The 23,717-nt window shown below is 41.4% G+C and carries 25 protein-coding genes; 10 read left to right on the top strand and 15 right to left on the bottom strand.

Going from position 1 to position 23,717, the window contains the following annotated elements:
- Window positions 1-93: 93 nt before the first annotated feature.
- Together B0A65_RS12310 and B0A65_RS12305 are read left to right on the top strand one after the other, a co-directional pair.
- Window positions 94-660 carry a hypothetical protein gene (locus B0A65_RS12310; protein WP_074661032.1) on the top strand — a complete coding sequence of 189 codons (567 nt, stop codon included), beginning with the start codon at window positions 94-96 and terminating at the stop codon, window positions 658-660.
- A 180-nt stretch (window positions 661-840) separates the two neighbouring features.
- A complete protein-coding gene (locus B0A65_RS12305; protein WP_074661034.1) occupies window positions 841-1,212 on the top strand; it encodes a DUF2255 family protein in 372 nt (123 codons plus the stop codon).
- A gap of 791 nt (window positions 1,213-2,003) precedes the next feature.
- Here the strand turns inward: B0A65_RS12305 and B0A65_RS12300 are convergent.
- From B0A65_RS12300 to B0A65_RS12280, 5 genes are all read right to left on the bottom strand, one after another.
- Window positions 2,004-2,513: a hypothetical protein gene (locus B0A65_RS12300; protein ID WP_074661037.1), complete on the bottom strand. Its 510-nt coding sequence runs from the start codon at window positions 2,511-2,513 to the stop codon at window positions 2,004-2,006.
- Between the two features lie 175 nt (window positions 2,514-2,688).
- The gene (locus B0A65_RS12295) at window positions 2,689-6,072 is read right to left on the bottom strand and encodes a PIN domain-containing protein (RefSeq protein ID WP_074661038.1); all 3,384 of its coding nucleotides are present in this window, start codon (window positions 6,070-6,072) and stop codon (window positions 2,689-2,691) included.
- The gene (locus tag B0A65_RS12290) at window positions 6,059-6,448 is read right to left on the bottom strand and encodes a hypothetical protein (protein WP_074661040.1); all 390 of its coding nucleotides are present in this window, start codon (window positions 6,446-6,448) and stop codon (window positions 6,059-6,061) included. Before B0A65_RS12290 ends, B0A65_RS12295 begins: the two co-directional genes overlap by 14 nt.
- Window positions 6,449-6,494: 46 nt before the next feature.
- Entirely contained in the window at window positions 6,495-7,511 is a 1,017-nt protein-coding gene (locus tag B0A65_RS12285) for a DUF4365 domain-containing protein (RefSeq protein ID WP_074661041.1), read from the bottom strand.
- A gap of 172 nt (window positions 7,512-7,683) precedes the next feature.
- Complete coding sequence (locus tag B0A65_RS12280; RefSeq protein ID WP_074661043.1) at window positions 7,684-8,346, bottom strand: hypothetical protein; 663 nt, start codon at window positions 8,344-8,346, stop codon at window positions 7,684-7,686.
- Between the two features lie 691 nt (window positions 8,347-9,037).
- On the opposite strand from B0A65_RS12280, the gene B0A65_RS12275 reads away from it, so the two are divergent.
- The 8 genes from B0A65_RS12275 to B0A65_RS12240 all read left to right on the top strand — a co-directional run bounded on the left by B0A65_RS12275 (window position 9,038) and on the right by B0A65_RS12240 (window position 14,680).
- Window positions 9,038-9,448, top strand: coding sequence for a single-stranded DNA-binding protein (locus B0A65_RS12275; RefSeq protein ID WP_074661045.1), 411 nt, complete (start codon window positions 9,038-9,040; stop codon window positions 9,446-9,448).
- A gap of 57 nt (window positions 9,449-9,505) precedes the next feature.
- Complete coding sequence (locus B0A65_RS12270; protein ID WP_074661046.1) at window positions 9,506-10,579, top strand: DUF932 domain-containing protein; 1,074 nt, start codon at window positions 9,506-9,508, stop codon at window positions 10,577-10,579.
- 116 nt (window positions 10,580-10,695) lie between these two features.
- Window positions 10,696-11,070 (top strand): hypothetical protein, encoded by a 375-nt coding sequence (locus tag B0A65_RS12265; RefSeq protein WP_074661048.1) that lies wholly within the window; start codon window positions 10,696-10,698, stop codon window positions 11,068-11,070.
- Window positions 11,054-11,734: a PRTRC system protein E gene (locus B0A65_RS12260; RefSeq protein ID WP_074661050.1), complete on the top strand. Its 681-nt coding sequence runs from the start codon at window positions 11,054-11,056 to the stop codon at window positions 11,732-11,734. Before B0A65_RS12265 ends, B0A65_RS12260 begins: the two co-directional genes overlap by 17 nt.
- A gap of 18 nt (window positions 11,735-11,752) precedes the next feature.
- Entirely contained in the window at window positions 11,753-11,971 is a 219-nt protein-coding gene (locus B0A65_RS12255) for a PRTRC system protein C (RefSeq protein ID WP_074661051.1), read from the top strand.
- Between the two features lie 15 nt (window positions 11,972-11,986).
- Complete coding sequence (locus B0A65_RS12250) at window positions 11,987-13,162, top strand: hypothetical protein (protein ID WP_074661053.1); 1,176 nt, start codon at window positions 11,987-11,989, stop codon at window positions 13,160-13,162.
- The gene (locus B0A65_RS12245) at window positions 13,155-13,883 is read left to right on the top strand and encodes a PRTRC system protein B (RefSeq protein WP_074661054.1); all 729 of its coding nucleotides are present in this window, start codon (window positions 13,155-13,157) and stop codon (window positions 13,881-13,883) included. Before B0A65_RS12250 ends, B0A65_RS12245 begins: the two co-directional genes overlap by 8 nt.
- On the top strand, window positions 13,880-14,680 hold the full coding sequence (locus B0A65_RS12240) for a PRTRC system ThiF family protein (RefSeq protein ID WP_074661056.1): 801 nt from the start codon (window positions 13,880-13,882) through the stop codon (window positions 14,678-14,680). Before B0A65_RS12245 ends, B0A65_RS12240 begins: the two co-directional genes overlap by 4 nt.
- Before the next feature lie 232 nt (window positions 14,681-14,912).
- Here the strand turns inward: B0A65_RS12240 and B0A65_RS12235 are convergent, their stop codons facing one another.
- The 10 genes from B0A65_RS12235 to B0A65_RS12190 all read right to left on the bottom strand — a co-directional run bounded on the left by B0A65_RS12235 (window position 14,913) and on the right by B0A65_RS12190 (window position 23,717).
- Complete coding sequence (locus B0A65_RS12235) at window positions 14,913-15,470, bottom strand: hypothetical protein (protein WP_123890338.1); 558 nt, start codon at window positions 15,468-15,470, stop codon at window positions 14,913-14,915.
- Window positions 15,471-15,654: 184 nt separating this feature from the next.
- Window positions 15,655-16,548 (bottom strand): conjugative transposon protein TraN, encoded by an 894-nt coding sequence (gene traN, locus B0A65_RS12230; RefSeq protein WP_074661059.1) that lies wholly within the window; start codon window positions 16,546-16,548, stop codon window positions 15,655-15,657.
- A 23-nt stretch (window positions 16,549-16,571) separates the two neighbouring features.
- A complete protein-coding gene (gene traM, locus B0A65_RS12225; RefSeq protein ID WP_074661061.1) occupies window positions 16,572-17,852 on the bottom strand; it encodes a conjugative transposon protein TraM in 1,281 nt (426 codons plus the stop codon).
- 10 nt (window positions 17,853-17,862) lie between these two features.
- Window positions 17,863-18,126, bottom strand: coding sequence for a hypothetical protein (locus tag B0A65_RS12220; protein ID WP_074661063.1), 264 nt, complete (start codon window positions 18,124-18,126; stop codon window positions 17,863-17,865).
- A 19-nt stretch (window positions 18,127-18,145) separates the two neighbouring features.
- Window positions 18,146-18,574, bottom strand: a complete 429-nt coding sequence (locus tag B0A65_RS12215; protein WP_074661064.1) for a hypothetical protein — start codon at window positions 18,572-18,574, stop codon at window positions 18,146-18,148.
- Between the two features lie 9 nt (window positions 18,575-18,583).
- A complete protein-coding gene (gene traK, locus B0A65_RS12210) occupies window positions 18,584-19,207 on the bottom strand; it encodes a conjugative transposon protein TraK (RefSeq protein WP_074661066.1) in 624 nt (207 codons plus the stop codon).
- A gap of 19 nt (window positions 19,208-19,226) precedes the next feature.
- Window positions 19,227-20,222, bottom strand: coding sequence for a conjugative transposon protein TraJ (gene traJ, locus B0A65_RS12205; RefSeq protein ID WP_074661068.1), 996 nt, complete (start codon window positions 20,220-20,222; stop codon window positions 19,227-19,229).
- Window position 20,223: 1 nt separating this feature from the next.
- A complete protein-coding gene (locus tag B0A65_RS12200) occupies window positions 20,224-20,856 on the bottom strand; it encodes a DUF4141 domain-containing protein (protein ID WP_074661069.1) in 633 nt (210 codons plus the stop codon).
- Between the two features lie 27 nt (window positions 20,857-20,883).
- Window positions 20,884-23,388 carry a TraG family conjugative transposon ATPase gene (locus B0A65_RS12195; protein WP_074661071.1) on the bottom strand — a complete coding sequence of 835 codons (2,505 nt, stop codon included), beginning with the start codon at window positions 23,386-23,388 and terminating at the stop codon, window positions 20,884-20,886.
- Complete coding sequence (locus tag B0A65_RS12190) at window positions 23,385-23,717, bottom strand: DUF4133 domain-containing protein (protein WP_074661073.1); 333 nt, start codon at window positions 23,715-23,717, stop codon at window positions 23,385-23,387. The genes B0A65_RS12195 and B0A65_RS12190 overlap by 4 nt, the downstream gene beginning before the upstream one ends.

The raw sequence follows: 23,717 nt of genomic DNA, 5'->3' as shown, positions 1-23,717 counted from the left end.
ACATAGCGACCCAATTTAGGATAGATAAGTCGGATGTAGTCAGACATATATACAAGTTAGTGGCAAGTTAACCGTAGAAAACAAAAAAACACTATGGAAAAGATACTATTTATTACAATATTACTTTTGAAAATTAATGCTTTTGCGCAAACCAAAACTGAAAAAGACACGATTTTAAATGTCATATATAAAAATGAAATTGAGAATGAAACTAAACCTAAACCTCTATTTTTTTTAAATAACAAAATTACAACAGAAGGAATTCTAAAAACAATTAATCCAAATTCCATCGCAAATATAAAAGTTGAAAAAGAAGAAGTTGAAATCGATAATAAAAAATATTATGGTAAAATATTTATTGAAACTAAAAGTAACAATAAACCAAAATTAATTTCTCTAAATAATTTGAAATTAAAATACACTAACATAAAAGAAAACTCGACAATTTTTCTAATTGATAATGAAGTTATAAATGCGGATTATGAAAAGTTTTTAATTGATCAGAATTATATCTTAAAAATTGAAGTTGAAAAAATTGACAATAAAGCAGAAAATTTAAACCTAAATATTATCAAATTGTTGACTAAATCTGAAGAGAATATAAGAAAATCAAAAGAAATTCGAATTCGTGGAGAAAATGAATTCACTATAAATAAATAACCAGCCACTAACAGCCGTTTGGCGAGATTGGGGTTTTAGGTTGAATTTAAAGATGGGTTTGTATTTGAGAAATTTGTGTTTAACCGAAAAATCCCGCATCTTTAGTCCCCAACCTCGCCAAGCGCCAGAACGTTAGCAGTTATGGTAGAAGAATCGTGAATAAATAAAAATTAGAACAAAATGAGAGATTCAGAAATAATAGAATATATTAAAACACATAACTTAATCGGTCTAAAAGCAGGTGAATTTCGAACAACTTTTTTGGAAATATGGATGGTAGTAGTTAATGACCGAATCTTTGCCCGTTCATGGGGTTTTGCCGAAAAAAGTTGGTACAATACTTTTTTATCTGATAGCAATGGACAACTTAAATGTGGAGAAACTGTTTTTAATATAAAAGCCGTGATACCAGATGATTTAATTAAAATTTCTGAACAAATCAATAATGCATATTTAGAGAAATATGACAGTGGAAGTAATTCTAAATATGCTCACGGGATAATCAAACAAAAGCATATTGAAAAAACAATGGAATTTATTATTACTGAATAAATAAAACCACACCCGCTAACAGCCACTCCTGGTTGCCAAGCAGACCAATTTAGAATTCCCTGCGCGCCGGATTATCCTTTTCGGGCTCTATAGTCTCAAAGGGTGCGCTTTGATCCTCATTATTCTTGTGAGTATCAAAATCAGTTTGAGACCCCTTTAAAGGGTCATTCTCTATTAGGTCCTTTTCTATGTCCTTCACCGTTATGTCTTTGGGGCCGCTTTGGGGTTCCTTTTAAGGGTTCTGCGGGTCATAGGGGCTGGGTGTTTTTGGCTTGCGGTTTTTGGGGCTTTGATTTGGCTTTGGGAATTACGGTGGTCCTTGTGGTAATTTTTGCTTGTATGGGAAGTTGTCGTTTTATTTTTTGGATTAGATTATTGCTGTGGTTTTTTTAAAGGGTGACCGGGGCAGGTTGGCGGTACTTGTCGTGCTTGTCCGGGTAGTAGGAATTGTTAGCGCAATCTAATCGGGATGATCAGCATCGTCAATTGTATTTAATATTTTTTAGGTTTAATATTTTTTTTTGGAGCTTTTTCCCGCTATCCGTTGCAATCTTTTGTGCCGAACACCGGCACAAAAGGATTTCCACTGCTATCGGGGCTAAGGATGTATCGCACAATGCTCTGTTATTACAGCGGGTTTGTGACTAATTAAGCTCTACATTGGATTATCTACCTGAGATAGTAACAGGCGAAGCACCGGAGCCTTAGCGAATAGTCGAAGTAAATTATCCCAAATTACAAATTAAACTTTCTATAAAGCCAATTTTGTAGCTGTTACCAGCAGAGTTTTTTTAGTCTTTAATGATAGATTCTAATTTAAAAGTCTTTTGTCCAATATCTTTGAAAATTGTTTTTATTTGAACTGTGAAGAAATTATTTAATGATTCCCAACTGCTAACATTTATGCCATAATTTCCATTTTTATCAATATTATTTACAATGCATAAATTTCCAATTTTTAATACATTGTCACGGAATTTCAAAAAGTCTTTTCTCCAAATAATGAGATTATAACTGCCAATTAAAAAAGGTTTTATTTCAGGATGGAGAGCCCACATTTTTTCTTGCTCTTCCAATGAATATTTAAAATAATTAGCTTTTGAAGTTCCACAACCCCAAAAAGATTCTCTTCTTATTTCTATTTCATCGGGGCATTTTGAATTACTATAAGTTAAAGCTATAAATGTATAATTTTGAGGACTTTTCTTATTAGTCTCTGTACACATTATAACTTTATAATTTCCATCAACAGTTTTAAAAGTTAATAAATCACCTTGCTCGATGCTTTTAATTTTTTCCATCTGATTATCTAAAACAATTCATTTTTAGGTTTACAATTATTTTTTAGGAACTCTTCTCGTTATCCGTTCCAATCTTTTGTGCCGGGGTTCGGCACAAAAGAATTTCCACTGCTATCGGGGCTAGGGCTTTAGCTCCCATACCATAATGACATTATTCAGTAGGGGTGTATTTCTCTTAAAAAAAACTGTTCAAAACATTCATTACTTGTACATACTTGTTTCCTAGTAATTTAAAGTCGAGCCCCAGCTGTCTGCCGAGATTAATTGCAATCTCTTTAGGCATGCCAAATAAAGCTCTGCTTAACAGGACCTGGGCATGCTGATCCTGCTGTTCGGGTTTGAGCAACGGCATGATATATAAATCCTTAAGGAAACGGCTCAGCATAACAACAATATCTGGATTTTGATGAACGTTGTACTGCAAGTTCTGAAGGCAGAGATTATAATAGTTTTTACCCCCGGCTAAATATTGGTAAAATTCAGTTTTAAGCGTATCGATAATTATATTGATGCCAATATAATTTGACTTTAAAAGAAAGCTGTAAAAGTCGTTGCCGCATTTCTCAGGATAAAACCTATTTAAATAGCTCTCAGGACTGATAATGTTTCCTATGGTGCTTCTGGTTGCCAGATACAGTGTTGAATCACTGCTGATAAGAAGAGAGTCTTCCCGGTCCGCAATACACATGCTTTCCACTAGAATTTCCATCATGCCTTCCATACCTTCTTTCGGGCCAAGTTTACGAACGATATTTAATTTTTCGGCAACCAGATCAATTTTGCAGTTATCTTCTATCCACTTTAAAATATCCTTTAGGAATAAAATTCTTTTTTGATTAAAATCTTCTGGTGTATCAAATTTTGTTACCGACTGAGGGGTTATCTGTAAAGTCATCGGAGAAGGTGCAGAATTTGCCAGTTCAAAAATTTCCACCTCTATCTTGTCTTTTACAAGAAATGAAACGGTAAATCTGTGCTTGAATTCAAATCCGAGCTCTTTTTGCAAAGAATAAAACAGCATCAGCGCACTGAAATCAAGGGCAAAGTCCAGTGAGTGGTGCTTTTCCGGAATTGGTCTTGAGAGAAGCAATGGAATGGTTGTAAACTTAAAGGCTGGATTTCCGGTAAGATGCATATACGCATCAATGTAGTTTTCACCAAAAACCATTCTGGAAATTTCTGAAAAACCGAGTCGATAATTAAAATAATCTTCCAAAGACCGGTCTTTAAATTCTTTATCTTTTAGTCCTAGAGGACCGAAATGGGATTTGAAGAATTCGATTAAATCCTCGGGATTTTCTGGTGTCGGCAATGATTCAAAACCCAGCTCGTTGACAGGATTTGCCGCCTCATCCTGTATGGTGCGGAATAGGTGCCACGCATCATTTAAGATTTCGCGGATGTATATGGTGGTAATCTTGTGGGAAACACCGGTTGAAGTTGTAAAAGTTTCTCCGCACTTACGTCCTAAGAATTCTTTCTGCAGGCCGCTTTCTTTTTCAATTTTTATATATTCTTTCTTTTCTCCTACATAATAAGTTACCCAGCTGCCAAGCTCAACGGTCTGATAGCTTTTAAAATATTTGTGTTCTTTCAGTAATATCTGGCTTGCAAAGTAACTCCTTCGGGCTTCAGTATTTAAAGTGTTGCAGGCAAGTTTAAACAGCAGTGAAAACCCTCGGTCCGTATCGGCTTCAGTCCTGATTAAAATCATGCTGATGGCCACTCCAAATGCTTCGTTATCAATCTTCCAGTCTATCTTGCCTGAGACTTCTTTAATTTTGGTAATGTTTCGGCGTCTCTCCAGAATGTGCAGATAGGAGAGTATATACTGCTCGTTTGCAGGAAAGTTTTCATAGAGATACTGGTCGATTTTTTCGATTTCGTCAAAATCATTAATTGCGTTGTATAAATTGTGTTCATACTCAAGGAGCTGCCGGTCAGGTAAATAGGTATTTTCTCTCCAAAACTTCAGCAGTTCAAGCAGTTCTACGTAAAATCCTCTTTCCTGATCATTTCGGTCGCAGAGCTGTTCGTGAAGGAGTATTATATAAAAACGGAGTGTTTCGCTAATCTTCTTTTTATCCAGAAATGTTCTTAAATATTCGATTGCTTCCTTTCTTTTTCCGATCGAATTAAAGCTTTCGGCAATAAGGGTTTTCCATTTGATGTCAAATTCTGTAAATTCCTGTAATGCAGAAAGCTTCCCGAAGATTTCCTCACGATTAAAATTCTTAAGGAATCTCGTGGTGATTATGATCTCCAGTAAGGATTTAAGTTGCTCGTTTTTGAATTCTTTCTCCTTAATTCTGGCCAGCTGCAATTCCAATATATTTTCTTCCAGTTTTTTATATAATATGCTTAGAAATGCGTTAATGATGTTAAGCCCATTTCTTTCCTCTATAACTTCAAGTGAATTCAGATAATCGGCAAATATATCTATTACTTCAGCGCTTCTTCCGTTAAGATGGAACAGTGCGCCTTTAAAAAGGTAGATTTCGCTGTAGAGCTCCCCGCCGTTGGCTTCATACTGCAGCACACAGTCCAACGAATACTGATATTCTTTTTGATGATTGAGCACCTGGCAGAAACAGAAGGTATAGAACCACAAATCTTTATGTATTCTGGGATACAATGATTTTAAAATGTCAGGCTGCCGCTCATCGTTGCTGCGCAGATAACGGAGGTAGGAAAGAAAAAACTGCTGATGCACAATCAGTTCGCCCATTTCAGTATTCTGCAGCGTTGCCACATACGTGCCCAAAATCTGTATCGCGTCGTCGATCGTTAAGCTGTTGTTGTAGATGAAATCATCTCCGCAAATGTACTTTTGGGAGTACTCGTTTAGGAATTTATTGATGGCAAGATCAATGGTTATGCGCCATGCTTCAAGGGAAACAAAAGTTAATTTACTATATTTTGAAAAATCTATTTTCAAGCTGAGGCCGTAGTCGGACAAATCTTCAAAAAAAAGCAGCTGCCCGGTCACAACAATGTGCTGCACTAATCCTAATTGGAAATTATACTGGGAGAGGACGGCAGCGGGGATAGAGGGAATAAAGACTTTAAGGTCAGCGGCAGTTAATGCTTTTACGTACCAGGCAGAGAGATTGTACGGTTCAATTTTTAATATTTCCTCTGCAAAAGCCGCTGCTTTCTCTTTTTCCTCCAAGTTGAGATATTCCACGCATGCCCGCTCCCTGATTTCTGGATCGGTATTGCATAATTGATACGCGGTTATAAAGTCCATGGCCGCCACATCCGGCGTCAGGTCAGGAAGTTCCCTTTTGCAGGTTCCTTTCAGGTAGCATATCTTACTTAAAATTTTATTTTTATGCGGATGCTCGTTCTCATGAACCCTTTTTTCCAGATCCAGAAGAATATCAAAGGCTGTTTTAACTTTGAACTGGCCAAGTAATGATTCGATTGTTTTTAACTGTCCCTTGTATTCGGACAGCAGATCGCCAAGACCGATAAAAATATTATTCACTTGGTTCCCAATATGGATAGGCCCTCCCTGGGAATCTATCTGTCCAAAGTTTGCATTATTTATTTCCATAACTGTCCCCTAGGTGGATACTCCCGCCGCCACTGTTAAGTGTGCCAGTATTGATGTTTTTGCTGTTTGTAAAATTGGCAGTTGAGTTAAAGACCTTCTGATAAATTTCCTTGAGATAGGTTTCCGAATCCGGGTTATCCTCAAGGTCTCTTTCAATGACAGCCTTCACTGCATTGAGGCGCGCCTGGCTTTCTGGTTTTTGCTGCAGTTTGATAAGTTCAGTTGCAGTGTTTTTGTCCTTTTTAAAAAGTCCTTTTAACCAGTTTACTGCGTTTTTAGAAACTTCTTCTCCTGTAGTTTCGAATACTTTTTCCAGTCCTTTTACGGCAAGCTGTCTGGTCAGCAGAGCTACTGCTGCGGTGGTGATCGGTTCCATAGTGTAGGCTTCAAAAAATTAATAAATAATATATAATTGGATGTATTTATTCCTCTCCGTGAATGAAATATTTTATTATCTTTTCTGTTATTTCAACATTTGTTTCATGGCTGAGTCCTTTTTCTTGACAATATTCATTAAGCATTTCAAATAATGTTTCAATAAATTTTACACCCAATTCAGTTTCGTATTCGAGTTTAAATCTTCCATTTACAATCGACTTTTCAAAAAACGGCATATGAGCAAAAAAAGCTAATTTCAGAAACCCACTCGCTTTATCTAAAGCGAAAAGGTAAGGGAAACAATTTGATTTCTTAAACAACTCTACAATCCATTTTTTTACTTCTTGAATTTCAAATAGTTCCCTTGAGTCATTTTCATAATCATTAAAGCTTAAGTCAACTCTGCTTTTTAAATGCAGGATTAATTCAGGGGTATTTTGAATTCTCTCAAGAGCATCAGTTATAAAATCAAATTTCATTTCCACAATTTCTTCTTTTGGAATTGTAAATAGAATTCTATTGTTTCCTTTTTTTAAAAGTTCATTCAGTTTCCATTCATTTTCAAGTTGAGAAACGAAATCTGTAATTGGACTTACGTACTGTAATAATTTTTCTTTTGAAAGTTCACTAAATTCATTCTTTTTAGGAATAGTCATTTTCCAATTTTCTCCTGATTTATCTATCTTTGTTGCATCAAAAACTTCCCAATATGCTTTTTCCGTTTCAAGATCTAAAATGATAATAATGATTGGAATTTCGAGGTTCAAATAATAATTTAAATGCTTTTTGTTTCCACTAAAAACAAAACCAATTTCATTTTGAACACTGAAATATGATTTGCCGCTTTTTAATTGAAATGCTATTGATTTTCCAGTAATTTGTCCTATTTGAGTAATGACATCTATATAACCATCAATTCCAAAATCATTTTCTTGATGATTCTGTCTATATAGCCATCCTAATTTTGTCTCAACCAATTTTTTTAAAATGGTTGTTCCAATTTCTCCCGTTAAACTGCTTGGGTTGATTTTTGGAAACGGTGAATTTTCATCTATATCCATCTTTGATTTGGTTGAGGGTTGTCGTAATATGGTACATAACTTTCCCACGCTTTGTCCTGTGGGTAGCTTCGGAACTGATTATCTTTAACTAAAATAATATTTCTTGCGAAAGACAAAAAGTCCGTCTTGTAAAAAATTCGCAATTGCACAAAACTTGTGTTAACAGTAGCGTTTACTTTGTTTCTTCTCGCTCCTTTTCCTTTTCTTTTTCCTTTTCTTTAGCTTCATCTATGTCTTCTATAGATTCATCAGGATAGCTTGAAATTCTCATCAAATAACCAGGTTCGGTTTCTGTTTCTAATCTATCGAAGCAGATAAATCGAATATCAGTGGCTTTTTTAATTTTTTCACAAGCAACTACGGGATCAAGATTTCTGTTTTCAATATTGTAAAGTAAAATATTAAAACTTATAAGCATATCGTGTGAAGATAAACTTTGACGAGGCCCAACAATATATGCAATGTTTGAACAGCAATAAAATAAATCGTATGCAACCTGATTTAAACCACCACGACAGCATGAAAGCATGACGACACAATCTTCGTTCATACAGCCTGATTCACAAACTTCTATTCCAAAGTCAAGCCAGTCATATTCGATGGTTCCTGTTTCGTTAGCAAATCCAAATTCGCTTCCATGTGAGCTCAGATAAATATAATCGTATTGAATATCAGAATTCAGAATTTTTAAGACTTCTTCATTGGTTTTCGGACAATGATCATAAACCTCTAAATTATACAATTTTGATTGAATAGCAATGTTATCGCATTCGTTTGATTCATCAGTATGTCCACAAGCTCGAAGAATTAATATCTTCTTTTTCTCATCTTTCATTTGTTGATTTTTTTGTAAGGTTACTACTAACTAATTTATATTAGTCATAAAATGGTATCAATACAACTTTTTTAGTTGGCTTTGTCCAATTAGTAAGCTTGTTAAGCGAATATAAGAATAATATACTTAATCTTTTTATCTGTGACTAAATAGCTGTCACTAAGTATTTTTAGCCCTTGTCGTTCGCAATACTTCGTAGGTTCCAGAGCCATCGTTTGAAATTCATCCTCAAGCTGTCTGCTTTTCTTCCTTGATACACTTTATCCATAGTATCGCAATTGCTTCCCTTTTTACTTTTTATCAAAGACCCTGTATGCTTTTGTTTTATTTCAGGAGCAAAGGTAGTCCGTGTCCATAAGCCAAAGCAAGGCCGGGCCTTTCAGGTCTTGCCAAAAGATCTCCACCCATCCGGGTTGTATTTTTTGCCAGAGCCTTGCTTTTGCCGGACACTCACCTTTTTATGCTCATGAAACAAAACATAGCATACTGCGGCTCTTTAGACGAATAAAAAAAATGTCAGAAATGAGAATTGAAATATTGAAAAAAGCAATGATGAAACAAAACAGCGCCTGCTCTCATTGCCGAATAAAATTTCAAAAAAAAAGAAAAGTAAAAAGTAAAAAGTAAAAAAAAGTAAAAAGTAAAAATGCGGGGCGGGAAAAAAAAGTAAAAATTTTAAAAATCAGAAATCATGAACATTACAGGAAGATTGACAAAAGATGCGAAAGTAAGCACATTGTCAGACAGCAGACAGGTAGTAAATTTTTCAGTAGCCATCAACGAGAGCTACAAAAATAAAAAAGGCGACAAGGTGGAGCAGACCACATTTTTTGATTGCGCCTACTGGATAAGCCCAAGGGTTGCCGAGTGGCTGACCAAAGGCACGGTGGTGGAGCTCACTGGCATGGTGAGCGCAAGGGCGTGGAAAGGCAATGACGGGGAACCGCGTGCAGGGCTGAACTTCAATACCTCGAATATCAAACTGCACGGGGGCGGGAAGAAGCCCGAAGGTGCGCAGGCAGTGAAAGCGGGGCAGACTGCAGAGCAGGGAGAAAACAAAAAAGCCACCTTAAAAGAGCCTGTGGACGACATCCCGTTTTGAGCAGGCAGTAAAGGGTTCTAAACAATTTTATTTTTCAAACTTTTAAAATCAAATATCATGGCACATAATATCAATTACAACAGCGAGACAGGAAAGTATTCTTTTTTCAGCGTAAAGGAAAAAGCGTGGCACGGGCTCGGGCAGATAGTGGAGCAGTACCCGACAAGCGCAGAAGCCATCAGACATGCGGGGCTTGATTATGAGGTGGCTAAAAGCCCTTTATACACAAAAGCGTCGGGCATTATCCAAACTTCGGGCGGTATTGAAATGGGCAGTACCGAACTGGCAGTACCTGACTGCTTTGCCACCATCCGCACCGACAGCAATGCCGTTTTGGGCGTTGTGGGTAAGGATTACCAAATCGTGCAGAACCGTGAGGCGTTCAGCTTTTTTGATGCCATTGTAGGCGGGGGCGATGGCATACTGTACGAAACGGCAGGGGCATTAGGAAACGGGGAGCGCATCTTTATCACGGCAAAACTGCCTGATTATATCAGGGTCGGAAACGGGGATGATGTGACCGAAAAGTACATTTTCCTGACTACCTCCCACGACGGGAGCGGAAGCATCACAGCGGCTTTTACGCCCATCCGCATCGTATGCCAAAATACCCTTAACGCTTCACTCCGCTCGATGAGCAACGTGGTTCGCATCCGCCATACCTCAGGCGCTAAACAGCGTTTGGATGATGCCCATAAAGTGATGGGACTGGCTGATAAACTCAGCAGTCAGTTAGAAGGTATCTTTAATGAATGGTCTAAAGTTAAGGTAATAGATATTCAGGTTAAAAAGCTGATTCAGTTGGCTTTATGCCCCAATACCGAAACACTCGCTTTAATTAAAAAAGGGGCAGAAGATGAAGTATCTACCGTGTTTAAAAATACGGTAGATGATGCTTTTGCCTATGCCATGGCAAGTGAATCACAGCAGATGGAAACCACTAAAGGCACGCTTTTCGGGGCTTACAATGGAGTTACGGGTTACTATCAGAATGTACGAAAATACAAGGACAGCGAAGCCAAACTGCAGTCCATTGTCATGGGAGGCACAGCCCAGGGAAAAGCCCAAAAGGCGTTTGAACTGTGCACGGCTTTTCAAGCGGATGGCGCAGAAATCCTAAACCTGAATTAGGGGGAAGATAAGCCAAAGGCTGTTGCAAACCGTGACAGCCTTTAAAATCAGGTTTTGGTGATGCGATAGCAGGGCTGGACATCTGCACAATTCAGTAACATAAAAGCGCAGGAATTATGGCAAGGATGGACAGCAACAATTTTGAGTTTATACTGTATCTCTACAATGAATTTGTCAGCAAACACCGCAGTACAGGCAAGGAAGCCCGTATGTATTGGCATATTTTGGACAAGTATATAGAAGTGGGGCTTTCAAAAAAAAGCCAGACAGCCGAAAAAAAGTACGCCCAAAAGCTTGTAGCCATCATAAGGGAAGCCGTCGGGGAATGGAACACCCATCTGCTTATCTTAAAAGGGGAAGAGGGAGAAAAGGAATATAAGGAAAATATGAAAAGCTACATCGAACGCCTCTACAGATTGGGGCATGATGAGCAGAGCGTGATGGAACTCGTCATTAAAAAACTAAAATTAAATTATGGAAACGACAACTAATTTTTTCAATCAGATAGCACAGTTGCAGATTATAGGCGATTTGCATATTACAATTGCCAAAGGGGCAGAGAACAGGCTTATCGTACTGGTTATGCTTCAAAACGAAGCGTGCGGGGACAATGCCAAGCACAGCATACCTCCTTTAAACCTGCGGGGAACAGCCGAGGAACTCGACAGCGGTTTTTTTGAGAATATCACTACGCCCATTGAGTCGGCTTCGGGTCTGATGGTCGACATGGAAGGTTATATGAAACAGCTTGAAGATACCAAAAAGCAGTCTGCTATGGAGAAGGAAAAAGACGACAAGCAGAAAAAAGAGCAGGAAGCCAAGGACAAAAAGTTCAGCGAAGCCATGGCAAAGGCGGACGAACTGGAAAAGGAGGGGAAATTCCGTGAGGCATGGATGAAAGTGCCTGAAATACATGAGTTTCCCTTTAAGGCTGAGGAAATACGAAGACGCAAATCCGAACTATCGGCAAAATTTGCGCCCGATCTGTTCGGCAGTACAACAGAAACCGCAAAGACCGAACCGCCCCGAGAGGCGCTTTTTCCCGAGTATGCTAATGATAGCAGTGATGCGCAGGGGCATGAAACGGACGAGGAAGAAACGGACGCAGAGGACATGGAAAACTGGGAAGAAGACCCCGAAGAGCAGGGGTATTAATTTTAAAATACGAAAATCATGTTAGTAGCAACACAATTACAGCGGGTTTTTATACTCAAAGACAAGGGACAGGAAATCAGGCTTTGCGACCCCGAACCGAGATGGAGCACCGAGGCGGTACTGAATTTTTATGCACCGACCTATCCGATACTCACTACCGCCAAAATATCCGCCCCTGCCATCAGGGATGATGCGGTGGAGTACCGATTTGAAACGGTAATGGGAACAAAAGGCTAACCAAAATTTAAAGCCATGAATTATGCAACAGACAATCATATCGGGAACAGTGCAACTGCCCGAGCGAAAAAGACAAAAACAGCTTCACGCACAGCTCGCAGGGTTTATGGGTTGGATGCAGAGAACAAAAGATGCAGGCGAGGTGCAGAAAGACAAACCAAGGTCAGTTCCTGCGGGGATGCTACCGATGGTTTTCTAAAGGTTTCTTTTCTGCCCAGACTACAAGAGAATAAAACGGTACAGGCTTGTCAGGATATTTCCAAAATGGAAAACGATTTTTATAGCTCCCTTGACAGTCTTGCAGAGCATTATACTATTATGCCGATGGCGACCCGTCATTTTGAATATCCCTATAATATGGCATTGGCTGTATGGGATTTGGAAGAGAAGCTCAAAAAAAGTGTGGGGAACTTTTCCGAACTGAGATTATTGCAGGACAGCCACAGAACGTATCTGCTCAGCGAGGAAAAATACAGCACAGGCACAACGCTGTATTATATCCCCATAGAACCGATTTATCAAATGCTCAGAGAACCGAAGCACAAACAAAATGCGCATCTGCTTTTATCGGTCTGCTCGTATCTGTATCATATTGCAGATGTACCGTATTACAGACAGCAGGGCAGTTATCTGTACTGGCTCTATGAAATGCACAGGGAATGGACAGAACAGGACGAGGACAGGGAAGAAAACGAGCGGTATATTCGGGAGTTTGTCAAGGCGGAAGGTATAGGGGACTGTATCGAAAAGAAGATTTTCAACCCCATAAATTTAGCCGTGTTTGAAGAGCGTTTAAAAGGTTTTAAAAGCAGTGATGCCTTTGATAAGCAGTGTTTGGATATAGGCAAAAAAGCTTTTGCCATATACACCAATTATCCCAACGAGAGCATTTTTCGAAATGCACCAACACATGACGAGGAGGAAGACGAAGAAACGGAAAACGAGAGCATCGGGATGGAAAAGTACATTTCCTTTATTTCCGATACCAAAGGATGGCTGTATGAAAGCATAGAGGAGAGCATCAACAACGAGTTTAACGAGTACGGTGCAATGGACGAGCCAACCATTATAAAATGCTTTGACGGAAGGGAACTGACAGAGAACAGCCTTGATTTTGAAAGCCGTCTGTTTAAACTTTTGGACGATATGTGCGCTTTACTGTATAACTATAAACAGAACGAAAATGAATAATGCAATGGATAGAACAGAGGGTTTCGGGACGCTCTACCACGCTAAATCCGCCCTTGTTTTCTATGAAAGTAAAGGTTTAGATAAAGATATGTATGTAGAGCATTTCGATATGGATAAAAATGGTACGCCTGTTAATGCGCACCCACTTACTGAGCGTGAAGCAGGAGTGCTCGCAAAAGCCCTTACTACTGAAAAGCAGAAGCAGTCTGCTTTTTTAAAACCCGTCGGGATTCTGCCAACAAATATACTGCATATCAATCCAAGCAGGAACAAAGGCGCTGTGATATGGTACACCAAATCACAAAAAAGACCGCTTTATTTTATAGAGGGTCTAGGGATTCCGAGCGGTCAGGTGTTTGTGCCTCCCATGGTCTGGCAGGCGAGCAAAAACAGCCTGCGGGTATTTGCCGTTTTAAGTAACAGCAGACCTACGGAAAAAACACCGCTGTACTATGCACCATTTTTTAACATTTATGAGGACGGCAGGGTATGTATGGGTTCAGTCAGTATCAGTATTAAAAACTCTGCATCGGTGGAGGAATTTACATGGGCGTGGGAGGACTATTTTTTCAACAGCTATTTCAGTCATCTAATGGGAGAGAACAGCCCTGTAAAGGGCAATTGCGTCAGCCTGTGGAAAGATCTTACCGCAACAGGCAGAACTTTTCCAAATGAAGTTTTGAAAAGCAATACTAAAACACTTAAAAATTTATTGTCATGAAAACAGGCAAAACCAAAATGCATTTTACAGACCCGTATCTGATTAGCCCCACCAATCCCATTGCTGTTAACCTGATAGGGGCAGGCGGTACAGGCTCAAAGGTATTGACCGCCCTAATGGAAATGAACCATAGCCTTACAGCGCTCGGGCATGCAGGGCTCTCTGTGCGCCTGTGGGATGATGATATTATCACAAATGCCAACCTTGGCAGACAGCGTTTTGCACCAAGCGAGGTAGGATTGTACAAATCCGTGGCACTTATCAACAGAGCGAATCGTTTTACGGGTACAAACTGGAAAGCGGAAACCGTAAAATTTGAAAGGGATAATTTTGGAAAACTGCCGAGTAATGCAAAGGCATCTATTTATATCACGTGCACTGACAGCGTACGCTCCCGTTTTGATATTGCCGAAATATTAAAATACAGCAACGAAAGGCATCACAGGGACGACCCGAAATACTGGATGGATTTTGGCAACAGCCAGTATACTGGGCAGGTCATCCTGTCCACTATTGGGGAAATCCCACAGCCCAAGTCCGAAAAATTTGAAACCGTGGAGCGCCTGCCTTTTGTGACAGAGGAATTTAGGGAGCTTTTACAGGAATCTGAAACGAAGGACGACACGCCGAGCTGTTCACTTACCGAGGCACTAGAGAAACAGGATTTGTTTATTAATTCTGCTTTGGCGCAGATGGGATGCTCGCTATTGTGGAATTTGTTTCGTGAGGGCATGACAGCAAACAGGGGATTTTTCCTGAATTTAAAAGATTTCCGGGCACAGCCCATTTCCGTATAAGCCCGAAATCGGGCGGCAAAAAGACACTCCTTCCTCTCGGGCGGAGCATCTTTTTGCGTTTAAAACGGTGGAGCGCTTTTGCCAAAATGCAGTACCCGCTATTTTACCAAACCCGCTGCGTTTTTTTTAAGGGATACTCATCATCCCTTTCGCTGTTTTTGGGCGGGCTTCTTTTCTTTCCGAGGGCGGCCAAAGAAAAGAAGCAAAAGAAGACCGCCTTTTTTTATGGTTTTTATTTTAATTGTATAATAGGCGCTTTTTTCCAGCGGGAAAAGCCTTTGAAAAGATACGCTATGTTTTCAAACTCGATAAAGGCTATGAGTTCTTCTTTGCACTTTATTTTAAATCCCCTGAAATGCTGAAAATCCTTTAGTGGTATGTCGGCAAGCTCACCGATAGTTGTGATCTCTAAAGCTTCCAATACGCTTTGCAGTCTTCTGCTGAAAGGAAATTGGCTGTCGTAAAGCAGTTTCTGGCGGTCTTTTTCTGCTTTTTCTTTTCTGATCTGAGCGGGACTTGGATTTGGATTTAATTCGCGCTTTAATGCCTGAAGCTTTTTCTTGTAGTGATCGATTTCACACATCAGTTCGGTTGCTGCTTTTACTTTATTGCAGGTTTTCTCGTAAAGCTCCTCCACATATTCGGATGTAACTCCGTATTGTTCTGCCGCCTGGCTCAGGGGCATCTTATCAATGAGTAGTTTCTGAAGTAAATCATATTCCTTTTCAGAAAGTACCTGCATGGACATTTCGATAAAAAACCTGTTGGTGCGGTCAATAACATTATGCATAACAATACAAGTTAAATCCTTATTGCCAAAATAGGTTTTGGCTCTTGCAGTTCAATGCTAAGATACTAACATTAATTGAGTTATACAATTTATTTACAGGAAAGGCTTAAGCTCGGGAAACAAAACAGCCCAAAGCAATGCTTCGGGCTGTAATACTTTTTAATTTCTAATTTTTTAATAGCTATTAAAATTTAAGGTGCATACTGTTTATCACCTTGGCTTTTACCAGATCTGAATTTTTAATCTTGAGTGTCTGGTGTCTCCCTCCGTTTTTCTCAAAAATCTCAATTAGCAGCAGTTTGTCATCCGCTATTGTAAATTGGTCCAAGAGAAATACATTCTGGTCTGTGGCTTTTCCGGGAATCTCATCAAGGGTTTTGTAAATGCGGAGCGGCACAATCGGCCTTTGCTGCGAGGCAGTTCGTCTGGCTGTTTTTTTATCTATCACCTTGAAACTCATAAAGTCAATGCTGAAAGGTACATTGGTTTGGTTTTCAAGCTGCGTATGGAAATAATACTTGCCGTTGTGGATATAGATGCCCTTTAAGCTGAACTGAATGCCGAAACTCTCCGATGCAATGTGCTTTACGATTCGCTTGTTGTTTTTGTAAATAGTTTGCAGGATTAGTGCGGCCAGTGAGGGCGGTGTTTTTCCAAGCTCCTCAAAAAGAACATCGCTTGCTGTCGCTTTGTCGAAGTTCTTCTGCATCGCCATAAGATCATAGCTAAGGGTAGGCGGGTTGGCGCTGTACTGAACGTTAAAATTGTAAAAAAGGCCGTCATCGGTAATCACCGAAAAGTTGGTTTCCTCTACAAAAGTCTTGACCGATGCCTTGATGCGAAGGACATTTTCAGCATCCTCGGCCTTTGAGGCAATCAGGTATTCGCTTCCAAGATCCACGTATCGGATAGCGGACGGGAAAATAAGATGGGACGTTTTGTCATAAGTAACCTGCATATGGTACGGCGGCATCGTTCCTAAATCAAGGCTAGTGGCTTCGTTTTCCTGCGCAGATGCGGCTAATGTATATGTTATTAAAAGGGCTGTTGCCCAAAATAGTTTAAATTGATTTTTCATAATTAATTTATTTAAGGTTGCTATTATTTTTTGGAAACCAGGTAGACCTGATGTCCTGCTTTTAGGGTCACTTTAGGCGTCCTCACTTTTTTGGCGAAATAGCCCGAGATGCCCTGAACCACCCCGCGGCTCAGGTCAGCGGCCACCTGCTGTCCTGCAGACTGTGTCATCATAAGGCTCGTGCCGGACTGCTGGCTCATGTTGCCCGCCATTTCAGTTAGGGCACTTCTTTCGGCAGAATAGGGAACAGGCACTCCCTGCTGGCCGTCAAGGTCATAAATAGTAATGTCTACCGGAATAATGGAGCCCTCCAGTTCGATAGAATTAACTTTCAACTGCAGGCGGCCTTCCTGTATCTTCGCAATTGCTGTCAATATTTTGCCCGCTGCTATGATACGACCTGAAATCCTTGCAGGTTCTACAAGCCGAAGGGAAACACCTGCCTCGCCAATAATAGTTTGTGTTTGGTGCACGCAGGCCCTGATACTGTTTTTTGGCTGAAGCGTTTCCTCCATTGAACCTGCAGAATTAAACTCTCTGCCCGTGTTCCATTCTGCAATAAAAGTGCTATCTGCCGAACGTTGATACAGCGCGGATACCCTGCTTTTTTTTGAGGGAACCAGTGCCGAAATAATCTTCTGTTCTGATTCCGCCTTTGCTACTGTAGTGTTTTTGCCTGCAGGCTCGACAGAACCGGAGCCTGAGGGAAGGTATTTAGCGGCCATCAGATAGGATTTTTCCATAAGTGCCAGCTGGTCATCAACCGTGGCCGCTTTGGGAATTTCCTTTTGCGCGAGTTCCTGTTTCAGATCCTCGAGCTGCCTGCGCAGTTCCTTTGTTTCTCCGTTGTCCTGCTGATAGAAAGAACCCAACGTGCTTTGTGCAGTACGGTAAGTGTTCAGCGCAGGATTGTTGGTTTCTTCCGCTTCATCGGGCAGTGATTGTTTCTGTTCAGCGTTATCCTCATTCCAGTAATCGGACAGTGTGGTTAAAGCGTTCTTTTTTTGCTCTTCTTTGTTTTCGAGTATTTCCTGCTCATACGCTTTCTGTTTGTCTGCCTGCAGTACAGATCCGCTTGCCTGTGGCACGCTGTCGTTCAGACCAAAGCTTTCGATCTGCTTTTTATCCTTCGAGGGCTTAAAGATCAAATAAATACAGCAGATACACACAATTCCCATCAGTGTGAAAATCAGCGGTTTTTTAATACGCTCGAGAGTTGTCTTTTTTTCATCAGGCAGAAACGAGGAACTGTTTTGGCGAGCCTCTTCTGAGAGAAGGCTGACCTTTTTTTTATTTTCTTTCATAATCCTATTTTTATTTAATTGGCTTGAGGGAGTCCTGTAGGGATTCCGGACTTTCTTTCTCTGCTGAGGCAGGGCTGTCGATATGTTCTATAGCCATTTTGTTTCTTGCGTATACCGTATCGCGGCATACATTGAAAATGACAACTGCGGTCAGCAGCACGTACGCCGCAAAAAAGTACAGTAGCAGCTGATGTTGTCTTTTTATTGGCATTTCTTCCCAATTCTTGTCAAGCCCTTCCAGCCACTGGTCTATATTTGCTCTTAATTTATTCATAACCTTGTTATTTTTGTTCTCAAAGTTTAAAACGCTTTGGACATTTATCTGTTCTTTGGTACTGTTCATCATTGACCAAGCCGACTGCCTGCGACGCGCTGGGCGCAGATATAACAGACAGGTTTGTCAGTTCCGTTTTTTTTAGCAGCTGTCCAAATTGGTCTTTCCTTGCCACCTCCATTCTGTTGAGAGAAAATTTGCCGTTGATGTATTTTACCAGCATAATGCATCTTACACTTGGCTTGTCTTCACCTGACCAATGCAGGTAGCCTGTCAGCAGCAAGTCCTCTTTAGGCAAACTGTCTTTTCCATCTTTGCAGTTTTCAAGGTATTCGCTGATGCTATCTTTTAACTTTCCTGCGTATGCACCCTGGGTATGGAAATAGCCGTTAAATCCTTTTTCAGTCAGGATTCTCGCAAATGTGTCTAAATCTAATAATGCTTCCATAAGATTTTTTTAGCGTTCGATGACTTCTATATCCCTGTTTTCAACCACTGCAAACTTTTCAATATTAAAGCCCTGCGGATTATTGTCCGAGCGCACCGAGTTTACCAGAAGGCAGGATGTAACCAGACTGCGGGTGGTTACGTTACTCGAACGTATGATAATTTGCCTTGCATAGCTCCGCACCACATACGGGTATGTCTCGAAATTGCAGACCACGCTGTCCATCTCAATACGCTGCTGTACATTGCCTGATATAATCCGGTTGTAATAACCTTTTTCCAAAAGGTCCTTGTAGTAGTTAAAGGCGCTTTTATCGGCAAGGCTAAATGCCCTTTTCATATTGCTTTCAATGGCATTTTTATCGGGCGCCAGGGTAAAGAACAGCTCGTGAAAACGTCTTACGTGCTCTCGGGCTTCCACAGGACGGTTGATAGAGGCGTCCTGAGCGAGTGCGAGCATGAGCGATTTGCCATTGTCTAACACATAAATTTTCTGGCGCTGCTGCTCGGCGAAACCATACGATCGCCAAAGCGCGTATCCGGTCACTAATGTACAGAGCACGGCAAATACAATTGCATACAGCCTGATTTGCTGAAAACTGTTTTCTATATTTCTGAGTGTTTTAAATTCCATTTTATTGAATGTTTATTGATTACTTATTGACCAGCCTTCCTGCAATGTTCCCTGAGGCCGAACCTGCGCCTGCGCCTGCTATATTTCCAGACTTCATGGCAGTCTGGTTGATGTTGCGTGAAAAATTTCCTGCGCCGCCTGCCTGGATAATCCAGCCTGTCACAGTTGGAACGGTAAAATATCCCACTATACCGATAATCATAAAAATGATGTATACGGTGTTTGAAGTATCGGGAACGAAAGTGGGATCGGCAAGCATTTCTATGTCTCTTTCAGTGATTAGGGACTGGATCTTGGCCAACATCGAACTGAATAGGTCGGCTACGGGAAGCCATAGATAAACGCTGACATACCTTGTAATCCACTGCGTGAGAGTTGACTGGAATCCGTCCCAGACTGATATGGCAAATGCGATAGGCCCGAGGATGGACAGCACTATAAGAAAGAAAGTGCGTATGGTGTCGATCACCAGCGCTGCCGCCTGAAATAGTATTTCGAGCAGGTTTCGAAACCACTCTTTTATTATTTTCTCTATCTGATAGGTCTGCCTGTCCATATACATTCCGGCCATAGTCCCGATGTCCGAAGGCGACCAGCCCAGTTCGTCCAGTTTCTTGTCGAACTCCGCGTCCGATACCATATAGGCAGTTTCGGGATTGCGGATCATCGCTTCATGCTCCAGCAGGTCTTTTTTAGCCTGAAGATCGTTCAGGTCCAATACCTGATCTTCCAGAATGCTATGTGTCCCCTGAACTATCGGGCTTAATATGGCATTGATTGTACCCAGCACGATCGTCGGGAAAAACATGATGCAGAGACCTAGTGCAAAAGGGCGCAGAAGCGGGTAGACATCAATAGGTTCAGCCCGGCTGAGTGCCTGCCAGACTTTCAAGGCCACAAAAAACAGCGCCCCGAGTCCTGCCAGTCCTTTCGCAACTGCCGCCATATCGGCGGACAGTGGCAGCATCTCATCGTACAGAGAACGAAGGACCTCATGAAGATTATTGAATTCCATATTACCAGTATTTTTGGTTTGGGGTGCCGTAAAGCTCAAGAACCCTTTTGGTGCTGTTCTGCTTTTTAGCTCGCAGGATACTGACCGAAATATTTTTATTGGTGTAGTAGCGCACCAGGCTGTGGTACTCTTTTACCTCTTTGTATACACGGTCGATAATGTCCATTCGCTCCTTATCACTGAGTGACAGGCTTGAGGAAGTGACAATCTGCTTGAGTTCTTTCAAAAGCTCGGTACTCTCTCCCAAAAGTGCCGAATATCCCTTGGCAATAGCGGTGAGTTCCTTTGCCGAAAAGTTTGGATCATTGAGCATCCGACCGAAATTCTGGACATACATTTCCGATACATCACCCACCAAAAGGACGGTCTGCTGTACCTTGCGGGCATCTTTTACCAGATTGTTAATCGCCTGAAGCTTGTCGTAATATTCTTTGCCCTGGTTGTATACCTTTTCGACTTCCTTGAAATTTTTGACCACATTGCTGACTGTAGAGGAGGTCTGTATGATCTCGTTTGCGCTGTTGAGAATACCCGAGGCAAGATTTGCCGGATCGGTAACCACAAACTGGGCTTTTGCTGATGGCGCCGAGGCAAGCATAATTGCCGCAGATACCATAAATAGTATTTTTTTCATTGTAATCGGTTTTTAAATTGTTATTGATTATTGATTTTCCTTTTCGCGACGCCTTATGCCGATTTGTTTGATGGCGAGCTCTACATTGCCGCCAAGTTCAGCGGCAAGCTGCATCACCTCCATTTTTTCTGTCTCTTCTGTCGTGTACGCGAGATATTCCTCAGGGGACACTTCTGTGGCATAGACAGCCGAATGCGTCCCTCCAAGCCCGATCCATACTTCTTTGTAAAGACGTGATGCATCGTTGTTCATATTAATGGATAGCACCTGCGCTTTTTCCTTGTCTGTCAGGCCGAGCATGGTCTGTATTTCATCAAACTTATTCATGTATTTGCGCTGATCGAGAAGTATCTTGCAGTCCGAATTATTGATAATGCTTTCCTTAACAATAGGGGATTGGATAATGTCATCTACTTCTTGGGTCACCACAATGGCCTCACCAAAGAACTTCCGGACAGTCTTAAATAAATACTTTATATAATTTGCCATACCTTCCTTTGCAATAGCTTTCCAGGCCTCCTCAATCAGGATAAGTTTTCGGATGCCCTTAAGCCTTCGCATCTTGTTGATGAATACTTCCATAATGATGATCGTTACGATTGGAAAGAGGATTTTATGCTCCTTGATCGCATCAATCTCAAAGACGATAAAACGCTTGGAAAGCAGATCGAGCTGCTTGTCGGAATTTAGCAGGTAATCATATTCGCCGCCTTTGTAATAGGGCTCCAGTACATTAAGAAAATTGGCAATGTCAAAGTCTTTTTCCCTTACCTGTTTTTCTATCAGCACGCTTCGGTAATCCCCCTGAACATACTCGTAAAAACCATTGAAAGACGCAAAGGCGTCATCTCGCTTGATCTTTTCGATGTAACCGCTTACGGCATTGGAGAGAGCCACTTCCTCGGAGCGGGTGGGAGGCTCGTCATCACGTTTCCATAATGTCAGTATGAGTGTCTTAATACTTTCCCTTTTTTCAATATCGAAAACCCCGTCATCGGTATAGAAAGGGTTAAAGGCAATCGGATTGTCCTCAGTATAGGTAAAATACACCCCGTCTTCGCCTTTGGTTTTTCCATTGATCAGCCCGCACAATCCCTGATAGGAGTTACCGGTATCTACCAGCAGGACATGAGCGCCCTGTTCATAATACTGCCTCACCATATGATTGGTAAAAAAAGACTTGCCACTTCCCGAGGGACCGAGTATGAACTTATTGCGGTTGGTAATAATACCGCGTTTCATCGGCAAGTCTGAAATGTCCAGATGGATAGGTTTTCCCGTCAGCCGGTCTGCCATCTTGATCCCGAATGGCGATGGGGAATCATGGTAATTGGTTTCTTCTGTGAAGAAGCACAATGCCGGTTCAATGAAGGTGTAAAAGCTTTCCTCGCTTGGAAAATCTCCTGCATTGCCGGGCATACCCGCCCAGTACAGCGCCGCTGTATCAGTAGTATTGTGCCTTGGCTTGCATTCCATAAGGGCCAGTGCGCTCCCACAGTCGTTCTTCAGCTGTTTGAGTTCAGACGGGTCGTCCGACCATGCCATTATATTGAAGTGTGCGCGGATTGACGACAGTCCAAATGAATGCGCCTCATTCAGATAGCGTTCTATCCACTCTTTGTTGATCTGGTTGGCGCGGCTGTAGCGTGCCAGCGAGTGCATGTTTCGGGCTGACTTTTCAAACTTCTGCAGGTTCTCCTCATTGTTGTCCAAAAACAGGTACTGGTTGTAAATGTGATTGCAGTTCAGCATTAACCCCACAGGAGATGCAAAAGATAAACGACAGTCGCTGCGGTCTGTGGAGAGTTTTTCATATCGCTTATCAGCTGATACCGATGAGGGCAGGTCCTCTGTGTCTGAAAGCGTGTGAAGGCACAGCCTGTTATTTCCTACGCGAACCTCTTCACTTCCCAGCACAATATCCTGCATCGAGGTACCTGATTCCTTTGAAAGGGTCAGGTACTGTTCCAACAGCCCCGGCTTGCCTTGCTCACCTAAAATGTCTTCTTCGCTCATACGGCTGATTTTGACAAATCCGCAGTCGTTTATAATGCGCTCAAACTGAGCGACGGCTTCCATAAAACGGTGAACTATTTCTTTATCCCTGATTTCTTTTGGTATTAGTAAACCTTTGCACAGTGAGGAGAAATTGCTCTGCATCCGCATTCGCTCTTTGGTGGTTTTGGTAAGAAACAGATAACAGTAATGGTTCAGGAAAGGGCGCTCATTAAAGTGCCGCTGATAAGACCTGGCCAGAAAACTCTGCACATCCTTATTCATTTCAGGATTATAGTTCTCCCTGATGTACCAATCCTGTTTATGGACAATCGTAAAATCCGGTAGGGTCTTAATAGCCTTATGCCAGGCAGAATGAATCGCTTCATATTCGGCCGAAGCCACCGTGAAGAGTTCAGGCAGACGGACTTCAAAGCAGGCGGTAATATCCGCATCCTTTGAAAGGATGCAGTTGTTCTCTACTGCCAGCAGCGGAAATCTGCTTTCCAGTGTTGTGGTCTTGGCTGCGTTTCTCATACGATGCTGGATTTAGCGGCTGATCTTAAATAACGTGGTACTGGCTTGCGGCAGATGATGTAACGGGGGTGTCTTTTCTTTGCCCCAATTTTCATCAGTCCGTGTTCCCCGTACTTTCTGTTCAGCGAGAAGGTCTGCCAGACAAGTAGCGAGCTGCCGCCTGCGCCGAGAAAAAGACAGATATAGGAACTCGTCCCGGCCATATATAAAATCATGACCAGGATAAGTATTCCAAGCAGACCTCCTGCGAAAATGAACAGATACTGTGCCTTGAGTCCCCTGAACTCGATTGTTCTTCCTATGCCTTTGTTGATGTTGTAAGTATTCAT

Source organism: Flavobacterium frigidimaris (assembly GCF_002217275.1).
Lineage (GTDB): Bacteria > Bacteroidota > Bacteroidia > Flavobacteriales > Flavobacteriaceae > Flavobacterium > Flavobacterium aquidurense.
Note: the sequence above shows the minus strand (reverse complement) of the source record. Positions and strands in the feature narration are given on the sequence as shown.